This window comes from Atlantibacter hermannii, from assembly GCF_009907385.1.
GTDB classification, from domain to species: domain Bacteria; phylum Pseudomonadota; class Gammaproteobacteria; order Enterobacterales; family Enterobacteriaceae; genus Atlantibacter; species Atlantibacter hermannii_A.
Genome location: NZ_JAAATR010000068.1, coordinates 15,401 through 34,197, shown reverse-complemented (window position 1 = coordinate 34,197; position 18,797 = coordinate 15,401). Strand labels below are relative to the sequence as shown.

The 18,797-nt window shown below is 56.2% G+C and carries 15 protein-coding genes; 3 read left to right on the top strand and 12 right to left on the bottom strand.

Features of this window, described 5'->3' with window-relative positions:
• Positions 1-6: 6 nt before the first annotated feature.
• A complete protein-coding gene (glpE, locus tag GV764_RS16830; RefSeq protein ID WP_144131671.1) occupies positions 7-336 on the bottom strand; it encodes a thiosulfate sulfurtransferase GlpE in 330 nt (109 codons plus the stop codon).
• Positions 337-553: 217 nt separating this feature from the next.
• On the opposite strand from glpE, the gene glpD reads away from it, so the two are divergent.
• Entirely contained in the window at positions 554-2,059 is a 1,506-nt protein-coding gene (gene glpD / locus GV764_RS16825) for a glycerol-3-phosphate dehydrogenase (protein WP_161661123.1), read from the top strand.
• Between the two features lie 41 nt (positions 2,060-2,100).
• On the opposite strand, the gene glgP is transcribed toward glpD, so the two are convergent.
• From glgP to asd, 6 genes are all read right to left on the bottom strand, one after another.
• Positions 2,101-4,548: a glycogen phosphorylase gene (gene glgP / locus GV764_RS16820; protein ID WP_161661122.1), complete on the bottom strand. Its 2,448-nt coding sequence runs from the start codon at positions 4,546-4,548 to the stop codon at positions 2,101-2,103.
• A gap of 19 nt (positions 4,549-4,567) precedes the next feature.
• Positions 4,568-6,001, bottom strand: a complete 1,434-nt coding sequence (gene glgA, locus GV764_RS16815) for a glycogen synthase GlgA (protein WP_125292589.1) — start codon at positions 5,999-6,001, stop codon at positions 4,568-4,570.
• Positions 6,002-6,093: 92 nt separating this feature from the next.
• Positions 6,094-7,377, bottom strand: a complete 1,284-nt coding sequence (gene glgC / locus GV764_RS16810; RefSeq protein ID WP_125317941.1) for a glucose-1-phosphate adenylyltransferase — start codon at positions 7,375-7,377, stop codon at positions 6,094-6,096.
• 15 nt (positions 7,378-7,392) lie between these two features.
• Positions 7,393-9,375: a glycogen debranching protein GlgX gene (gene glgX / locus GV764_RS16805; protein WP_161661121.1), complete on the bottom strand. Its 1,983-nt coding sequence runs from the start codon at positions 9,373-9,375 to the stop codon at positions 7,393-7,395.
• A complete protein-coding gene (gene glgB, locus GV764_RS16800) occupies positions 9,372-11,558 on the bottom strand; it encodes a 1,4-alpha-glucan branching enzyme (protein ID WP_161661120.1) in 2,187 nt (728 codons plus the stop codon). Before glgB ends, glgX begins: the two co-directional genes overlap by 4 nt.
• 258 nt (positions 11,559-11,816) lie before the next feature.
• Positions 11,817-12,923 (bottom strand): aspartate-semialdehyde dehydrogenase, encoded by a 1,107-nt coding sequence (asd, locus tag GV764_RS16795; RefSeq protein ID WP_125292591.1) that lies wholly within the window; start codon positions 12,921-12,923, stop codon positions 11,817-11,819.
• Positions 12,924-13,098: 175 nt separating this feature from the next.
• On the opposite strand from asd, the gene GV764_RS16790 reads away from it, so the two are divergent.
• Positions 13,099-13,692, top strand: a complete 594-nt coding sequence (locus GV764_RS16790; protein ID WP_002436499.1) for a YhgN family NAAT transporter — start codon at positions 13,099-13,101, stop codon at positions 13,690-13,692.
• A 44-nt stretch (positions 13,693-13,736) separates the two neighbouring features.
• Here the strand turns inward: GV764_RS16790 and gntU are convergent, their stop codons facing one another.
• The 4 genes from gntU to GV764_RS16770 form a co-directional block, all read right to left on the bottom strand.
• Complete coding sequence (gene gntU / locus GV764_RS16785) at positions 13,737-15,077, bottom strand: gluconate transporter (protein ID WP_161661119.1); 1,341 nt, start codon at positions 15,075-15,077, stop codon at positions 13,737-13,739.
• The gene (gene gntK / locus GV764_RS16780; RefSeq protein ID WP_161661118.1) at positions 15,074-15,607 is read right to left on the bottom strand and encodes a gluconokinase; all 534 of its coding nucleotides are present in this window, start codon (positions 15,605-15,607) and stop codon (positions 15,074-15,076) included. Before gntK ends, gntU begins: the two co-directional genes overlap by 4 nt.
• A gap of 145 nt (positions 15,608-15,752) precedes the next feature.
• The gene (gene gntR / locus GV764_RS16775) at positions 15,753-16,748 is read right to left on the bottom strand and encodes a gluconate operon transcriptional repressor GntR (protein WP_161661117.1); all 996 of its coding nucleotides are present in this window, start codon (positions 16,746-16,748) and stop codon (positions 15,753-15,755) included.
• A 144-nt stretch (positions 16,749-16,892) separates the two neighbouring features.
• Positions 16,893-17,588, bottom strand: a complete 696-nt coding sequence (locus GV764_RS16770; protein ID WP_161661116.1) for a pirin family protein — start codon at positions 17,586-17,588, stop codon at positions 16,893-16,895.
• Between the two features lie 342 nt (positions 17,589-17,930).
• On the opposite strand from GV764_RS16770, the gene yhhY reads away from it, so the two are divergent.
• Positions 17,931-18,431: an N-acetyltransferase gene (gene yhhY, locus GV764_RS16765; RefSeq protein WP_161661115.1), complete on the top strand. Its 501-nt coding sequence runs from the start codon at positions 17,931-17,933 to the stop codon at positions 18,429-18,431.
• On the opposite strand, the gene GV764_RS16760 is transcribed toward yhhY, so the two are convergent.
• A complete protein-coding gene (locus GV764_RS16760; RefSeq protein WP_161661114.1) occupies positions 18,403-18,720 on the bottom strand; it encodes a DUF2623 family protein in 318 nt (105 codons plus the stop codon). The genes yhhY and GV764_RS16760 overlap by 29 nt on opposite strands.
• Between the last annotated feature and the right edge of the window lie 77 nt (positions 18,721-18,797).

The window sequence follows — 18,797 nt, the reverse complement described above, 5'->3', positions numbered from 1 at the left end:
CGCTAATCAACCCAGCTTATAAGCCACTTCAGCAGGAAAGTGCCGATGCCAGGCATCAAAACCGCCATCCACGCTATACACATTTTCATAGCCCTGCTGCAGCAGATACTGCGCCGCGCCTTTACTGCTGTTGCCGTGATAGCACATCACCATTACCGGGGTGTCGAAATCCGTTTGCTGCATAAAGTTGTTCAGCGTGTCGTTGGTTAAATGAAACGCGCCGGGCGCGTGACCAATCGCATAACTTTGCGGATCGCGAATATCCACCAGCACGGCGGCGCCGCGCTGCATTTTCTGGTGCGCTTCTTCAACACCAATACATTCAAAGTGATCCATGGTCGCTCTCATTCTCTACGGTTATTCACATGACCCGGTCATAGACCGGTTGTTTCAGGTTTACCGTTTAAGTGTACGTGTTGAGCAGGGCGGCGCGCCATATTGTTATGTGTATCACGCGAAATTGTTTTTTTCTTGTTACCAAACGACCGGGAGATTTGCTATTATGAGCGATAACGAACATTTTTGAGCTTTAACGAAAGTGCAAGAGGCAAGCATGGAAACCAAAGATCTGATTGTGATAGGCGGAGGCATTAACGGCGCAGGCATTGCGGTGGATGCGGCCGGGCGCGGTTTATCAGTGCTGATGCTGGAAGCGCAGGATTTGGCCTGTGCCACCTCATCGGCAAGTTCGAAACTGATCCACGGTGGCCTGCGCTACCTGGAACATTACGAATTCCGTCTGGTCAGCGAGGCGCTGGCGGAGCGCGAAGTATTGCTGAAAATGGCTCCGCATATCGCGTTCCCGATGCGTTTTCGCCTGCCGCACCGCCCGCATTTACGCCCGGCCTGGATGATCCGCGCAGGCCTGTTTATGTACGATAACCTTGGTAAACGCACCAGCCTGCCGCGCTCGCACGGTTTGCGCTTTGGCGCGGATTCGGTTCTGAAGCCGGAGATCGTGCGCGGTTTCGAATATTCTGACTGCTGGGTGGACGATGCGCGTTTAGTGCTCGCGAACGCGCAGATGGTGGTGAAGAAAGGCGGCGAAGTCATGACCCGCACCAAAGCCACCTCCGCCCGCCGCGAAAACGGCCTGTGGGTGGTGGAAGCCGAGGATATCGACACCGGTAAAACTTATACCTGGCGCGCGCGTGGCCTGGTTAACGCCACCGGCCCGTGGGTGAAAAACTTCTTCGATGACGGGCTGAAACTGCCGTCGCCTTACGGTATCCGCCTGATCAAAGGCAGCCACATTGTGGTGCCGCGCGTCCATCAACAGAAGCAGGCTTATATCCTGCAAAATGAAGACAAGCGCATCGTGTTTGTGATCCCGTGGATGGACGAGTTTTCGATCATCGGCACCACCGATGTGGAGTATAAAGGCGATCCGAAACAGGTGGCGATTGATGAAAGCGAAATCAACTACCTGCTGAAGGTGTACAACCTGCACTTTAAAAAGCAGCTTAGCCGCGATGACGTGGTGTGGACTTACTCCGGCGTGCGCCCGCTGTGCGATGACGAATCCGATTCGCCGCAGGCCATCACCCGCGATTACACGCTGGATATTCACGATGAAAACGGCCAGGCGCCGCTGCTGTCGGTGTTCGGCGGCAAGCTGACCACCTACCGCAAGCTGGCGGAACATGCGCTGGAGAAACTCGCTAACTATTATCCTTCTATGGGCCCGGCCTGGACAAAAAGCTGTGTTCTGCCCGGCGGAGAACTGAATGGCGATCGCGATGACTATGCCGCGAAACTGCGTCGTCGTTATCCGTTCATCAGCGAATCGCTGGCGCGCCACTATGCGCGGACCTACGGTTCTAACAGCGAGCTGATTCTGGGCAACAGCAGTCGTCTCGACGAACTGGGCGAGGATTTCGGCCATGAGTTTTACGAAGCGGAACTGCGTTACCTGGTGGACCACGAATGGGTGCGCCGTCTGGATGACGCGCTGTGGCGTCGCACCAAATTGGGCATGTGGCTGGATGCCGGGCAGGAGTCGCGCATTGCGGCCTGGCTTACCAAATACACCAAACAAGAGCTGTCATTAGCGTCTTAAAATAAAAACGGCGGAGGATCTCCGCCGTTTTTTTATAATGTTTACAACCTGACGGGCTTGATATTCCAGATATTTTCGGCGTACTCCTGAATCGTCCGGTCGGATGAGAAATACCCCATATTGGCGATATTCTGCATCGCGCAGGTCGACCAGGCTTCCGGCTGGCGATACAGCTCGTCAACTTTATCCTGGGTGTCCACGTAGCTGCGGTAATCCGCCAGCACCTGATAGTGATCGCCAAAGTTAATCAGCGAATCCAGCAGATCGCGGTAACGGTTTTTATCGTCCGGGCTAAAGACGCCGGTGCCGATCTGCGTTAACGCCAGATGCAGCTCTTCATCCTGCTCGTAGTACTCACGCGGCTTATACCCTTTGCGACGCAGCTCTTCGACCTGCTCCGCCGTGTTGCCGAAGATAAAGATATTCTCCGCCCCCACGTGCTCCAGCATTTCCACATTGGCGCCATCCAGCGTGCCGATAGTCAGCGCGCCGTTAAGCGCAAACTTCATGTTACTGGTGCCGGACGCTTCAGTACCCGCCAGTGAGATCTGCTCGGAGAGATCCGCTGCCGGGATGATCACCTGCGCCAGGCTGACGCTGTAGTTCGGGATAAACACCACTTTCAGATGGTCACGCACGTCGGGATCGTTATTGATCACCTCGGCCACATCGTTGATCAGGTGAATAATGTGCTTGGCCATGTAGTACGCCGAGGCGGCTTTACCGGCAAAAATATTTACGCGCGGCACCCAGTCGGCATTTGGATCGGCTTTGATGCGGTTATAGCGGGTGATCACGTGCAGGACATTCATCAACTGGCGTTTGTACTCGTGAATACGCTTAATCTGCACATCAAACAGCGCTTTCGGGTTCACCACCACATCCAGCTGCTGGGCAATGACGTTCGCCAGCCGCTTTTTATTTTCCAGCTTGGCCTGACGCACCGCCTGGTTCACCAGCGGATAATCGATATGCTGCTTCAGCTCGCTCAACTGGCTCAAATCGGTGCGCCAGTTGCGGCCAATGTTGTCATCCAGCACTTCGGATAGCGCCGGGTTCGCCAGCGCCAGCCAGCGGCGCGGCGTGACGCCGTTGGTCACGTTGCAGAAACGCATCGGGAAAATGCGCGCGAAATCGGCGAACAGCGATTGCACCATCAGGTTTGAATGCAGCTCCGACACGCCGTTGACCTTGTGGCTCACAACGACCGCCAGCCAGGCCATACGCACTTTACGGCCATTGGATTCGTCGATAATCGAGGTGCGGCTCAGCAGCGCGGTATCGTTCGGGTACTGCTCCTGAACAGTTTTCAGGAAGTAATCGTTGATCTCGAAAATGATTTGCAGATGGCGCGGCAGGATTTTGCCCAGCATATCCACCGGCCAGCTTTCCAGCGCCTCGCTCATCAACGTGTGGTTGGTGTAGGAGAACACCTGGCAGGTGACTTCGAAGGCTTCATCCCAGCCAAACTTATGTTCGTCGATCAGTAAACGCATCAGTTCCGGAATCGACAACACCGGGTGCGTGTCATTCAGGTGGATGGCAATTTTATCCGCCAGATTGGCATAGGTTTTATGCATCTGGTAATGGCGGTTCAGGATATCCTGAATAGTGGCCGACACCAGGAAATACTCCTGACGCAACCGCAGCTCGCGCCCCGAATAGGTTGAATCATCGGGATAAAGCACGCGGGAGACGTTTTCGGAGTGGTTTTTATCTTCCACCGCCGCGAAGTAGTCGCCCTGGTTAAATTTACCGAGATTGATTTCGCTACTCGCCTGGGCATTCCACAGGCGCAGCGTGTTGGTGGCGTCAGTATCGTAACCGGGGATGATCTGGTCATACGCCACCGCCAGGATCTCTTCGGTTTCGATCCAGCGGGTTTTCTTACCCTCCTGCTGGATACGCCCGCCAAAGCGCACTTTGTAGCGGGTGTTGTGACGTTTGAACTCCCACGGGTTGCCATACTCCAGCCAGTAATCCGGGGACTCTTTTTGACGGCCATCGACGATATTCTGCCGGAACATGCCGTAGTCGTAGCGAATACCGTAACCGCGGCCCGGCAGCCCTAAGGTCGCCAGCGAGTCCAGGAAGCAGGCGGCGAGCCGCCCGAGACCGCCGTTGCCGAGGCCAGGGTCGTTCTCTTCATCGATCAATTCTTCCAGGTCGAGCCCCATCTCTTCAAGCGCGTCTTTAACATCGTCATAAATACCCAACGACAGCAACGCGTTAGAGAGGGTGCGGCCAATCAGAAATTCCATCGACAGGTAGTAAACCTGGCGCATTTCCTGCGAGAGCTGCGCACGATTGGAGCGCAACCAGCGCTCCACCAGCCGATCCCGCACGGCAAACAGCGTGGCGTTCAGCCATTCGTGTTTATTGGCGATAGCCGGATCTTTACCAATGGTAAACATCAGCTTATAAGCAATGGAATGCTTTAGCGCCTCAACGCTGACTGTGGGGGATGAATAGGAAAAGGGTGCATTCATACATGTGATTCCAGGATAGTTACATCAAGCGTTGATAAAGTTCGCGGTAAGACTTCGCCGCAACATGCCAGCTAAAATCCATGCCCATCGCCTGACGCTGAACAAACCGCCAAAGTGATGGACGCGACCACAACACGAAAGCACGCCGAATCGCACGTAGCAGCGACCAGGCATTACTATCTTCAAACACGAAACCACTGGCCATTCCATCGGCTAAATTCTCCAGCGAGCTATCTGACACGGTATCCGCTAAGCCACCGGTGCGGCGCACCAGCGGCAGCGTGCCATATTTCAAACCGTAGAGCTGCGTTAAACCGCACGGCTCAAAACGGCTGGGCACCAGGATCACATCTGCGCCGCCCATAATGCGGTGGGAAAACGCTTCGTGATAACCAATCTGTACCCCAACCTGACCCGGATGTTCGGCAGCGGCGGCAAGGAAACCCTCCTGCAACACCGCATCACCCGCGCCAAGCAATGCCAACTGCCCGCCCTGCTCCAGCAGGCCCGGCAGCGCTTCCAGCACCAGGTCGAGACCTTTCTGGCTGGTAAGTCGACTCACCACCGCAAACAGCGGGACTTTGTCATTCACCTTCAGTCCCATGGCAATTTGCAGCTGGCGTTTGTTTTCTGCTTTCTCTTCTAACGTATCGCGGTTATATCGGGCAGACAAGAGCAGGTCCGTTGACGGGTCCCAGATATTCTCATCCACCCCGTTGAGGATGCCGGACAGCCGGCCTTCGCGATGGCGCTGTTGCAGTAGCCCCTCCATACCGTAAGCGAACTGCGGCTCGGTAATTTCGCGGGCATAAGTCGGGCTGACCGCCGTGATATGGTCGGCGTAGTAAAGCCCGGCTTTTAAGAATGAAATTTGTCCGTTGAACTCCAGACCGTTAATGTCGAAGAACCACCACGGCAGACCAATTTCGCTCATATGGTGCGCATAGAACATGCCCTGATAGGCCAGGTTATGCACCGTAAACACCGATTTCGCCGGATGGCCGCGCGCGGCAAGGTACGCAGGCGCAAGGCCCGCATGCCAGTCGTGGGCGTGTACCACGTCCGGCTTCCAGAAGGGATCGAATCCGCACGCCATTTCACAGCCTGCCCAACCCAGCAGCGCAAAGCGGATGACGTTATCCGGATACGCATATTGGTTGGTATCGTGATAAGGGCTCCCCGGGCGATCATACAGATCCGGTGCGTCAATCATGTAGATACCGACGCCGTTGAAATGCCCGAACAGCAGCGTAACCGGCCCGGCAAAGGTGTCGCGATGCGCGACCTGCTGAGCATCGGTGACGCCGCGTCGAATATCAGGGAAGGCGGGCAACAGCACGCGGGTATCCACGCCATCGGCAATCTGCGCGGCGGGCAACGCCCCAATTACATCCGCCAGACCACCTGTTTTCAGTAGCGGAAACATTTCAGAACAAACGTGTAAAACCTGCATTATGGCTCCCGTTCAATTACCCGGCGCGAAAAAGCGCGCCAAACGCGAAACTCAACCGCGCGACCTGCGCCGCGCGGTTATTCCCTGCGCAATTACCCTTCCAGTTTCCTGAGCATCTCGCGCGTAACCAAGACAATCCCTTCTTCGGAACGATAGAACCGGCGAGCATCTTCTTCCGCATTTTCGCCAATTACCATACCTTCAGGGATCACGCAGGCACGGTCAATAATGCAGCGACGCAGGCGGCACGAACGGCCAATCCAGACGTCTGGCAACAATACTGAAGAATCAATATTACAGAATGAATTCACCCGAACCCGGGGGAACAGCACCGACTGCACCACCACAGAGCCGGAAATAATGCATCCGCCGGACACCAGCGAGTTCAGCGTCATCCCGTGACTGCCGGATCGGTCCTGTACAAATTTAGCAGGCGGTAGCGGTTCCATGTGGGTACGAATAGGCCAATCGCGATCGTACATGTCCAGTTCAGGCGTGACCGACGCCAGATCGAGGTTGGCTTTCCAGTAGGCTTCCAGCGTCCCGACATCACGCCAGTAGGGCTCTGCGTCCGGATCGGACTGTACGCAGGAGAGCGGGAACGGGTGGGCATATGCTTCCCCCGCCGCCGTCAGTTTAGGGATAATATCTTTGCCGAAATCGTGGCTGGAGTTTGGATCGTTGTCATCCTCTTCCAGCAGCTCATACAGATATTCAGCATCGAAGATATAAATCCCCATACTGGCCAGCGATTTGCTCGGGTCGTTCGGCATGGTCGGCGGATCGGCCGGTTTTTCGACGAAATCGATAATTTTGTCGTGCTCGTCAACATCCATTACGCCAAATGCCGTCGCTTCCGCCTTAGGAACCGGCATACAGGCCACGGTACAACGCGCGCCTTTTTCCACATGATCGATCAACATGCGCGAGTAATCTTGCTTATAGATGTGGTCTCCCGCCAGAATCACGATGTATTCAGCCTTATAGCGCCGGATAATATCGAGGTTCTGGGTGACGGCATCTGCCGTGCCGCGATACCAGTTTTCGCCATGTACGCGCTGCTGCGCGGGCAGCAGATCGACAAACTCGTTCATCTCTTCGCTGAAGAACGACCAGCCGCGCTGGATATGCTGGACCAGCGTATGAGACTGGTACTGGGTGATCACCCCAATCCGGCGGATGCCTGAGTTAATGCAGTTGGATAACGCAAAGTCGATGATGCGGAACTTACCGCCAAAGTGAACAGCGGGTTTTGCTCGGGTAGTGGTTAAATCTTTGAGGCGCGTGCCACGTCCACCCGCCAGTATCAAAGCGACAGATTTTATAGGCAGTTGCCGCGCTAACATCAGAGGATCGTTCTTTTCAAACCTAACCATGACTGACTCCTTTTATTATGACTTTTGGAATACGCACACTCCGTGCGCGGGCCCATGCCATACAGCCATTACTACCGGATTGTCCTCTCCGGCAAATGGGGGGATAGCACGCCATTCCCCTTGGGGTAAGACGATCTCTGACACCACATCGGTTGCATTGATCGCAATAAGCCAACGATCGGAAAGCTGGATCTGCAGATAGCGCGGACCCCCTTGCCACTCATCAGCCCGGAGAGGTTGACCCTCTCGATTCAACCAGCGGACGTTGTCGTCACCTTCATCCCACCAGCGGTTCGCGGTCAGCGCCGGAATCGTCTTGCGCAGGTGAATGAGCGCCGCTGTAAAGTTCGTTAAACCGTCATTGCTATGGGCCCAGTCGAGCCAGGTTAATTCGTTGTCCTGACAGTAGGCGTTATTATTGCCGTGCTGGCTATGGCCGTGTTCATCACCGGCCAGCAGCATCGGGGTGCCCTGAGAAAGCAATAACGTCGTTAGCAGCGCGTGGATGCTGTCGCGCCGCCGCTCTTTAATATGTTGCCCCGCCTCCAGCCCTTCAAAACCATAGTTATTACTATAGTTGTGGGTAGTGCCGTCGCGATTATCTTCACCGTTGGCTTCGTTGTGTTTGCCGTTAAAGCTCACGCAGTCGCGCAGCGTAAAACCGTCATGGGCAGTGATTAAATTAACGCTGGCGGACGGCGGGCGGCCATCGTCGCGAAAGATGTCGCTGGAGCCGGCAAACCGGCAGGCGAAACCGCCTAACGAAAGATCCTGTTGCAACCAGAAGCGTCGCATCCCGTCACGAAAATGGTCGTTCCACTCCGCGAACAGCGGCGGGAAGTTCCCCACCTGGTAGCCGCCTGCGCCGATATCCCACGGCTCAGCAATCAGCTTCACTTTCGACAACACCGGATCCTGGCGGATAGCCTCAAACAGCGGCGCATCCTGACGGAACTCCGGGGTACGCCCCATCACTGACGCCAGGTCGAAGCGGAAACCGTCGACATGGCACTCTTCCACCCAGAACTTCAGGCAGCCCATGGCGAAATCCACCACGCCGGGATGGCTTAAATTCACGGTGTTGCCGCAACCGGTCCAGTTATGATCGTCGCCGTTATCCTGTAACCAATAATAGCTACGGTTATCGATTCCGCGCATGGAATAGGTCGGCCCTTCTTCATCGATCTCCGCCGTATGGTTGAGAACGATATCCAGGATGACCTCGATTCCCGCGCGATGCAGCGCTTTAACCGCATCGCGAAATTCATTGAGCGCCGCGCTAACATCCTGATTTATGGCATATCGCGGGGACACGCACCATAATGCGAACGGGTTGTATCCCCAGTAATTGGTTAACCCCAGGCGTTGAAGTCGCGGCTCGTTAGCGAAGTTGGCGACAGGCAGCAGCTCCAGCGCCGTGATCCCCAGGCGCCTGAAATAGTCGATCATCACCGGATGGCCCAGCGCGGAATAGGTGCCGCGCATGGCCGTGGGAATTTTCGGATGCAGCTGCGTCAGGCCGCGCACGTGGCCTTCATAAATCACCGTCTCGCCCCAGGGCGTATACAGCAATTGATCATCTTCCCAGTCGTAGTCGTCCTGAATCACCACGCCCTTCGGCGCGATGAGCGCGCTGTCGCGGTGGTCCGGCTCCTGATAGCCGCCGTGTAGCAGCGGCGAATCTTCAACATCGCCGTCAACGGCGCGCGCGCAGGGGTCGAGCAGTAATTTAGCGGGATTAAAACGATGCCCCTGGTGCGGGGCCCAGGGACCGTGAACCCGATAACCGTAGCGCTGTCCGGGGCGGATATTGGCCAGATAACCGTGCCAGATATCGCCGGTACGCGCCGGTAAATCATAGCGATGCTCATTCCCCTGCTCATCAAACAAGCACAGCTCAACTTTTTCCGCATTAGCGGAAAACAGGGTGAAGTTCACGCCCTTTCCGTCAAAGTGCGCGCCGAGCGGCGCTGGATCACCGGTAGCCAGCAGGCTCATTCCCCCTCCCGGACTAGCCAGATAGTCGCCAGCGGCGGAATGGTGATGCACAGCGAGTTATCGCGTCCATGGCTCGGGATAGCGTCGGTCTGCACGATACCGCCGTTGCCGGTATTGCTGCCGTGATAGTGCATCGAGTCGGTGTTCAGCTCTTCACGCCAGCGGCCCGGCTGATTGACGCCGAAGCGGTACTCATGGCGCGGTACCGGCGTAAAGTTAGCGGCGACGATGATTTCATTGCCCTCGCGATCGCGGCGCACGAAAACAAACACCGAGTTGGCTTTATCTTCCACCACCAGCCATTCAAAGCCATTGGGATCGAAATCCAGCTCATGCATGGCTTTATGGTGGCGATAGGTATGGTTCAGGTCGCGCACTAACCGCTGAACGCCGTGATGCCAGTTGTCGCCGCCTTCCAGCAGATGCCAGTCGAGGCTGGAGTCGTGGTTCCACTCGCGGCCCTGGGCGAATTCGTTACCCATAAACAGCAGCTTTTTACCCGGGAACGCCCACATCCAGCCGTAATAGGCGCGAAGGTTGGCAAATTTCTGCCACGCGTCGCCAGGCATACGATCGAGAATCGATTTTTTGCCGTGGACCACTTCATCGTGCGACAGCGGCAGCACAAAGTTTTCGGTGTAGTTGTAAAGCATCCCGAAGGTCATTTTGTCGTGATGGTACTGACGGTACACCGGATCGAGCTTCATGTAGTCAAGGGTGTCGTGCATCCAGCCCAGGTTCCATTTAAACCAGAAGCCAAGGCCGCCCGCTGAAGGAGGGCGCGACACGCCCGGGAAATCGGTGGACTCTTCGGCCATGGTCACCGCGCCATGCACCTGTTCCCCCAGCACGCGGTTGGTATTGCGCAGAAACTCAATGGCTTCGAGGTTTTCGCGTCCGCCGTATTCATTGGGGATCCACTCGCCTTCGGCGCGGCTGTAATCGCGATAAATCATCGACGCCACGGCATCCACGCGCAGAGCGTCGATGCCGAAACGTTCGGTCCAGTACAGGGCGTTGCCCACCAGATAGTTGCTGACCTCACGGCGACCGTAGTTATAGATCAGCGTGTTCCAGTCCTGGTGATAGCCTTCGCGCGGGTCGCTGTGCTCGTAAAGTTCAGTGCCGTCAAAATTTGCCAGACCAAATTCATCGCTCGGGAAATGCCCCGGCACCCAGTCGAGGATCACGTTCAGCCCGGCGGCATGGGCAGCATTAATAAAGTATTTGAAGTCATCGCGGGTGCCGAAGCGGCGGGTCGGCGCATACAGCCCCAGCGGCTGGTAACCCCAGCTGCCGTCAAAGGGATGCTCGTTAACCGGCAGCAGTTCGATATGGGTGAATCCCATGCCTTTTACATAGGGCACCAGCTGCTCGGCGAGCTCACGATAGCTCAACCAGAAGTTGTTATCGGTATGGCGACGCCAGGAGCCTAAATGCACCTCATAGATGGAAATCGCCGCATCCATCTGGTTGGCTTTTTGCCGCGCCGGGCTGATAGTGGTTTTTTCCGGCAGATCGCAAATCATTGATGCCGTTTCCGGGCGCATCTGCGCCTCAAACGCGTAAGGGTCAGCTTTAATACGCAGATTGCCGTTGGCATCAATCATTTCAAATTTATAGAGCTGACCGTTATGCGCGCCGGGGACAAACAGTTCCCAGATGCCGCTTTCTTTGCGAAAACGCATCGGGTGACGTCGTCCGTCCCAGTAGTTGAACTGCCCGACCACGGAAACGCGCCGCGCGTTGGGCGCCCAGAGCGTAAAGCGGGTGCCCGTGACGCCGTCCATGGTTTGCGCATGCGCGCCAAGCGTTTCATAAGGACGCAGGTGCGTCCCTTCCGACAGCAGCCACGCGTCCATTTCCTGCAACAGCGGGCCGAAGCGATACGGGTCGTCAATCAGGTTTTGCTGGCCGTGCCAGATGACCGCCAGCTGATAACGGAAAAAGTTTTTACGGCGCGCCAGCACGCCGCTGAAGAATCCACGGGAATCAAGGCATTCCAGCTTGCCGACCTTGCGGCCGGTTTTTGGTTCGATAACCCACACTTCGGTGGCGTCCGGCAACAACGCGCGGACTTCCAGCCCGGCCTCGGTTTTATGCATGCCCAGTACGGAAAAAGGATCCGCAAAATGGCCCGCAATAAGCGCATTAATCACGTCTCTATCGATGCGATCAGACATGGTTTCGTCATCCTGTTTTTATGTATCGCCCTACGCCTGAGCGTCTGGTCGTGATACTTCTCTTGACCTGAACGAGCAACCAATTCGTCATCCTATGGCCGACCGTTCCCACCTATAAATTTCAGCGGTTAAACCACCCGAACCTTAAGCATAGCCAACGCGCTATCTGACTCCTGAGAAAAATTGCAACAAACTGGTTTACATTCGCCTGCACCAAAAAAAACGGGAGCGCTTACGCACTCCCGTTATGATTTCCCGTCAGGCCAACTGCCGTAACATACGACGCAGCGGCTCGGCGGCGCCCCACAATAACTGGTCGCCGACGGTAAAGGCAGACAGGTATTCCGGGCCCATATTGAGTTTACGCAGGCGGCCAACCGGGGTCGCCAGCGTACCGGTCACCGCCGCAGGGGTCAGTTCACGCACGGTAATGTCGCGGTCATTTGGCACCACGTTTACCCAGTCGTTATGCGTTGCCAACATCTCCTCGATAGACGAAAGCGAAACATCTTTTTTCAGTTTAATGGTGAACGCCTGACTATGGCAGCGCAGCGCCCCAACGCGGACGCACAGACCATCCACCGGGATCACCGACGAAGTGCCGAGGATTTTGTTGGTTTCCGCCTGGCCCTTCCACTCTTCGCGGCTCTGCCCGTTATCCAGCTGTTTGTCGATCCACGGGATCAGGCTGCCCGCCAGCGGTACGCCGAAATTATCCACCGGCAGCTGGCCGCTGCGGGTCAGCGCCGTGACTTTACGTTCGATATCCAGAATAGCCGAGGCCGGATCGGCCAGTTCGCTCGCCACGCCGTTATACAGTTGGCCCATCTGCGCCAGCAGTTCGCGCATGTGGCGCGCGCCGCCGCCGGACGCCGCCTGATAGGTCGCGACGGACACCCACTCCACCAGGTTCTGTGCGAACAGGCCGCCCAGCGACATCAGCATCAGGCTGACGGTGCAGTTGCCGCCGACAAACGCCTTCACGCCTTTGTTTAAACCTTCGGTAATGACATGTTGGTTGACGGGATCAAGAATAATGATGGCGTCATCTTTCATACGCAGCGACGAGGCGGCATCAATCCAGTATCCTTGCCAGCCGCTTTCACGCAGCTTTGGGTAAATTTCGTTGGTATAATCGCCGCCCTGGCACGTCACGATGATATCCAGCGCCTTCAGCGCGTCGATAGAATACGCGTCCTGAAGCGTGCCGCCCTGATGGCCGCCAAAAGACGGCGCAGCCTGCCCAAGCTGGGAAGTGGAAAAGAAGACGGGACGAATGGCGTCAAAATCGCGCTCTTCAACCATGCGTTGCATGAGTACGGAGCCAACCATTCCGCGCCAGCCGATAAAACCAACATTTTTCATAGCGAATCATTCCTGCGAGGTGTGTGCGTGTTGTGCGTGCCGGGAGAAGCCGGGCATCCTTTCACCTTACAAAATGCAGCTAAAGTCGCAAGTGAAATAAATCAATGATCGCGCGATCATCAGTAAAGCAACTTATTTAAGCGGGCAGTGGACCCGATTTACAGGAAATGCGTACATGAATGACATTATCTCCGCCGCCGTTTTGCTGATCCTCATTATGGATCCCCTGGGCAACTTGCCTATTTTTATGTCTGTCCTGAAACACACAGAACCAAAACGGCGGCGGGCCATCATGATACGCGAGCTGTTAATCGCGCTGCTGCTGATGCTGATTTTCCTGTTCGCGGGCGAAAAAATACTCGCTTTTCTGAATTTGCGCGCCGAGACGGTCTCTATCTCCGGGGGGATTATTCTGTTCCTGATCGCCATCAAAATGATTTTCCCCAGCCAGGAAGGCAACGCCAGCGGCCTGCCCGCCGGTGAAGAGCCGTTTATCGTCCCGCTGGCGATCCCGCTGGTGGCGGGGCCGACGATTCTGGCGACGCTGATGCTGCTGTCACACCAGTATCCCAATCAGATGGGCCATCTGGTTATCGCGCTGCTGATTGCCTGGGGCGGCACGGTGGCGATCCTGTTGCAGTCATCGCTGTTTTTGCGGCTGCTCGGCGAGAAAGGGGTCAATGCGCTGGAGCGTTTGATGGGGCTGGTGCTGGTGATGCTCTCCACGCAGATGTTCCTGGACGGTATTCGGGCGTGGATGAAGGGGTAGCGTGGGAAAACTGGCGTGCGCAAGGCACGCCAGCGGGTTAACGCTTAGCTGACTATCGCAAACGCGATCATCCCGACAATTGCGCCAACCGTGCCGAGGATGGTCTCCATCAGCGTCCAGGTTTTCAGGGTCTGCCCTTCAGTCGCGCCGGTAAATTTACCAAACAGCCAGAAACCGGCGTCGTTAACGTGGCTCACCACAATCGATCCGCCCGCGATGCAAATGGACAGCGCCGCCAGCTGCGCGCCGGAGTAATGCAACTGCTCAATCACCGGCATCACCAGGCCAACCGCCGTCAGGCAGGCGACCGTGGCGGAACCCTGAATAATGCGCACCGCCGCTGCCAGCACAAAGCAGGTTACAGCAATCGGCAGGCCCATGCCGGTTAACGCTTCGCCCAGCGCCGGACCCACGCCTGAATCCACCAGCACCTGTTTGAACACGCCGCCGGCACCGATCACCAGCAGGATAATCCCGGCGGGTTGCAGCGCGTGACCGCAGATTTCCATCACCCGTTCGCGCGGCATGCCGCGACGCATCGCCAGGCCATACATCGCCACCAGGCAGGCAATCAGGATGGCGGTAAACGGATGGCCGATAAACTGCAACCATTCATAGAGCTGCGAGCCCTGTTCGGTAAAGCGCGCGGCGATGGTTTTCAGGCCTACCAGCACCAGCGGCAGCAGGATCAGCGCCAGGCTGAAGCCGAACGACGGCAGTTTGCCTTCGCCCAAATGCGGTTCGCTGATGTCATCCGGGATATGCAGTTCAACATGCTTGCTGATGAAGTTGCCAAACAGCGGCCCGGCGATCAGCATACTGGGTATTGCGGCGCACAGGCCAATCAGGATCATCCAGCCGAAATCGGCGTGCATTTGAGAGGCCAGCAGCATTGGCGCAGGCCCGGGCAGCAGGAACGCCGCTGCCGCCGCCACGCCAGCAAACAGCGGGATCACCAGCTTCACCAGGTTGGTCCCGGTGTGACGCGCCATAGAAAACGCCACGCTTATCAGCAGAACAATCGCCACTTCGAAGAACAGCGGCAGCGCGCAGATCAGGCCCGCGAGGCCAATGGCGTAGTGCGCTTTGCTGTGCCCGAAGGATTTGAGCATCTTGACGGCGATCTGGTCGACCGCGCCAGTTTCATGAAGGATCTTGCCAAACATGGCGCCCAGCGCCACCACGACCGCCAGAAAACCCAGCGTGCCGCCCATCCCTTTTTCCATGGTTGCCGCAATCTTATCGAGCGGCATACCAGAGAAAAGTCCTGCACCAATAGACACCACCATCAAAGCAACGAAGGCATGCATCCGGGCCTTCATCACTAAAAACAGCAGCAACAGCACGGAGCCGACTGCTGTTAACACCAATGTTAATGTATTCACGCCGCCTTGCCTTCTCCAATTGCGGCGATGGTGCTTTCCACCACACCTTCCAGCGGCTGATCGATATCAATCACGATGACATCGGTCTCGTCGGCTTTCGGTTCTTCCAGGGTCTGGAACTGCGTTACCAGCATCTGCGGTTTAAAGAAGTGGCCTTTACGCGCTTTCAGACGCTCTTCGATCACCGCAGACTCCCCTTTCAGGTAGATAAAGGAAAGGTTCGGGTTACCGTCGCGCAACTGGTCGCGATAGTCTTTTTTCAGGGATGAACAGACGATTAGCGACACTTTATTGGTGCGCTGCATGGCGAATGCCGCGTCGTTCAACGCTTTCAGCCAGGGCCTGCGGTCGTCATCGTTTAGCGGCTCGCCGGAGGCCATTTTCATAATGTTGCTGCGCGGATGCAGGAAATCGCCATCCAGAAAAGCGGCCTTCAGCCGGTGCGCCACTTCGCTGGCTACGGCGGACTTACCGCTGCCGGATACGCCCATCAAGACATAAATATGGTGATCATGGTTAGTCGTGCTCATCGCGTTGCTCCACTGGCACAAAACGTTGGAAGGGAAATGTTACGGGTAACAGTTATCGGTAACATTGTCATGCGGCACCGGAAGCGACGCAATCTCCGTGCGTCGCCAGTGTTAATAAGTGTGAGCTAGTTCAAATTTGGCAAGGTTAAATCGAACCGCCTGGCGACAATGTGAAACCTAAATCTAACAATTTAGGCGTTACAATTTCGCCCCGGATGCGCGCCAGCAGGCGTTCCGCGCCAATTCGCCCCATACGTTCACGCGGCGTCAGCACGCTCGCCAGCCGGGGTTCCATCACCTGCCCGATATCGTGGCCGTGAAAACCGGCGATCGCCATATCGTCAGGAATACGCAGCCCCAGCCGCTGGCATTCGAATGCCGCGCCGATAGCTAAATCGTCATTGGTGCAGAAGATACTGTCAAGTTGAGGGAATTCGCGCCGCGCCTGGCGCAGCAGTTCAATCCCGGTGGAATAGGAAGAGGATTGTTCGACCATCACGCTGTAGGGCGTCAGGCCCGCATCGCGCATTGCCTGCTCGTAGCCGCGCTGCTTCTGAATGGTTCGCTCGTCCAGACGCGCCCCCAGATACGCCACGTGAGTGTGGCCGCGCACGATGATTTCCGCCGTCATCTGGCGCGCCGCTTCAAAATTATTGAAACCGACGGCGATGTCCAGGCACGGAGAAACGCTGTCCATCAGCTCGACCACGGGGATCCCCGCTACTTCAATCATTTTGAGGGTGCGCGCCGTGTGGGTGCGTTCAGTGAGGATCAGTCCGTCGATATTCCAGGAGAGCATCGATTCCAGGCGTTCTTCTTCCAGCTCGGGCTTATAGCCGTAGTGCGCCAGCATGGTCTGGTAGCCATGGGCGTCAATCACGCTTTCGATACCGCGCAGCACTTCAGCAAACACCTGGTTAGTGAGTGAAGGTAGCAGCACGCCGATGGCGCGGCTGGTGGCGTTGGAAAGAATATCGGGCGCGCGGTTGGGAATGTAGCCCAGCTCATCCAGCGCAGCGGCGATTTTACCGCGCAGCGCCTCGGACACCTGCTCGGGATTGCGCAAGAAGCGGCTGACGGTCATTTTCGTCACGCCTACGCGATCAGCCACATCCTGTAGTACCGGTCTTTTCTTTTTCATCGTCTCGAAGGCGCAAAATGGATCTGTTCAGCGAGTTTATCACGGACGACGCCCGGGCTTCCTCTGTAACAGAGGAAGCCCGGGAAAAAGCACGGATTTTTGCGGCCCGCGCACCGTTTTCACGGTGCGCGGTTATGGCAGCGATCAGACCGGTGGCAGGTCAAACAGCAGGATTTCGCTGTCGCTGTCGGCATGGATAGAAAGCGCCTGCTCGTCGCGGATCGCCAGGCCATCGCTGGTGGTGGCTTTGGTGCCGTTAATGGTCACGTTTCCTTTCACCACCTGGATCCAGACATTGCGGTCAGCGGCAATCGGGTATACGCCCTGCTCGTCTTTCAACAGCGCCCAGCGCGACAGTTCCATATCCTGATTCACTTTCAGCGAACCGTCGCGGGCATCCGGCGACAGCACCAGCTGACGGCCCTGCGTTGCGTCGAAGCGGCGCTGCTCATAGCGCGGCTCAATGCCATTTTTTTCCGGGATGATCCAGATTTGATACAGGCGCAGACGCTCGGTCTCGCTGGGATTGTACTCGGAGTGACGCACCCCGGTCCCGGCGCTCATAATCTGGAACTCGCCCGCAGGCACCTGCTCTTTATTGCCCATGCTGTCCTGATGCTCAACCGCGCCTTCCAGCACGTAGGTCAGGATTTCCATGTCTTTGTGCGGGTGAGTACCGAAACCCTGACCGGCATCGATCACGTCGTCGTTAATCACGCGCAGGGCGGAAAAGCCCATAAAATTGGGATCGTAATAGTTGGCAAAAGAGAAGGTATGCCATGAGTCTAACCAACCGTGATTGGCATGGCCGCGTTCGGCTGCTTTGCGTAAGTAAATCATTGTGTACCCCCAGTTCGTTTGCGATGGAAGTAGTGTGGACCGGAAGCGCCGTTGATGATAGAGGGCGAAAATTGACGCCTCTGTTCAAAAAATGTGAATGAGTTGTCGGGGGCAAATTCAGGATAAAAAAAAGCCAGCGCAAGGCTGGCTAAGAAATACTGGAAGCAATGTGAGCAATGTCGTGCTTTCAGGTTTACACCGTAGGGGTCTCCCTGAACGCATGGCAATAATAATCATTATCATTCGCATGTGTCCAGCTTTTTTTTGAAAAAAAACAGATTGACGACGATCTAAAAGTCAATGATGTTTAAAGGGTTTTATAACTTATTGAGGACAAAAGGGATGAGCGAGATTGTCATCCGGCACGCCGAACCGACCGATGTTGAGGCGGTACACCGCCTGTTTACCCAACCGGAGGTGTATTACAACACGCTACAGGTTCCCCATCCGTCACTAACGATGTGGCAGGAACGGATGAATGTTAAAACTCCCGGTCATTACCACCTGGTCGCGCTGATTGATGGCCTGGTCGTCGGGCATCTGGCCATCGCCGCCGAAACGCGTCCGCGCCGCAGTCATGTCGCCAGTTTTGGCATTTGCGTCGATTCTGCGCGCGCCAGTCAGGGCATCGCTACCGCCCTGCTGCGCGAGATGATCGCCATGTGCGACAACTGGCTGCGGATTGAGCGCATCGAACTCACGGTGTTCGTCGATAACGCGCCGGCCATCGCGGTGTACCATAAACTCGGTTTTGAAATCGAAGGCACCGGCAAGCAGTATGGTCTGCGCGATGGCGAATACGTCGACGCTTATTTTATGGCTCGCCTGCGCCCATCCCGTTAAGCGTTTGCCCGCCCAGCCGGTAGCCCGCCATGAAAAAGCGTCGTGACGAACTCGCCTGGGTTTCAGTAAAGAAATCGATCACCGCGTCTTTATCCAGCGCGTAGCGGCGGGTCAGCAGGCCCGCCTCCCACGCGCTGAGCAGCTTATCGCCGGTGTTTTCATAAATACGGTGCGTGTAGCCCAGCACGAAGCCGCGTTTGTAATCCATACAAAAACGGGCCGCATGCTGTGCGCTGGCGGCCTGGCTTGCGGCAAGACCGGCCATTAACCCCTTCCCAAAATGATTCATCGCTTTACCCTCTTCGTTATATAATTAAATATATAACGAAGAGCTTGTCATGCTCTATCACTTTTTAGGGGTAGTTG

Bases quoted from the DNA above. Each gene is read 5' to 3' on its own strand.
- glpE (WP_144131671.1), bottom strand. From the start codon at position 336: ATGGATCACTTTGAATGTATTGGTGTTGAAGAAGCGCACCAGAAAATG.
- glpD (WP_161661123.1), top strand. From the start codon at position 554: ATGGAAACCAAAGATCTGATTGTGATAGGCGGAGGCATTAACGGCGCA.
- glgP (WP_161661122.1), bottom strand. From the start codon at position 4,548: ATGAATGCACCCTTTTCCTATTCATCCCCCACAGTCAGCGTTGAGGCG.
- glgA (WP_125292589.1), bottom strand. From the start codon at position 6,001: ATGCAGGTTTTACACGTTTGTTCTGAAATGTTTCCGCTACTGAAAACA.
- glgC (WP_125317941.1), bottom strand. From the start codon at position 7,377: ATGGTTAGGTTTGAAAAGAACGATCCTCTGATGTTAGCGCGGCAACTG.
- glgX (WP_161661121.1), bottom strand. From the start codon at position 9,375: ATGAGCCTGCTGGCTACCGGTGATCCAGCGCCGCTCGGCGCGCACTTT.
- glgB (WP_161661120.1), bottom strand. From the start codon at position 11,558: ATGTCTGATCGCATCGATAGAGACGTGATTAATGCGCTTATTGCGGGC.
- asd (WP_125292591.1), bottom strand. From the start codon at position 12,923: ATGAAAAATGTTGGTTTTATCGGCTGGCGCGGAATGGTTGGCTCCGTA.
- GV764_RS16790 (WP_002436499.1), top strand. From the start codon at position 13,099: ATGAATGACATTATCTCCGCCGCCGTTTTGCTGATCCTCATTATGGAT.
- gntK (WP_161661118.1), bottom strand. From the start codon at position 15,607: ATGAGCACGACTAACCATGATCACCATATTTATGTCTTGATGGGCGTA.
- gntR (WP_161661117.1), bottom strand. From the start codon at position 16,748: ATGAAAAAGAAAAGACCGGTACTACAGGATGTGGCTGATCGCGTAGGC.
- GV764_RS16770 (WP_161661116.1), bottom strand. From the start codon at position 17,588: ATGATTTACTTACGCAAAGCAGCCGAACGCGGCCATGCCAATCACGGT.
- yhhY (WP_161661115.1), top strand. From the start codon at position 17,931: ATGAGCGAGATTGTCATCCGGCACGCCGAACCGACCGATGTTGAGGCG.
- GV764_RS16760 (WP_161661114.1), bottom strand. From the start codon at position 18,720: ATGAATCATTTTGGGAAGGGGTTAATGGCCGGTCTTGCCGCAAGCCAG.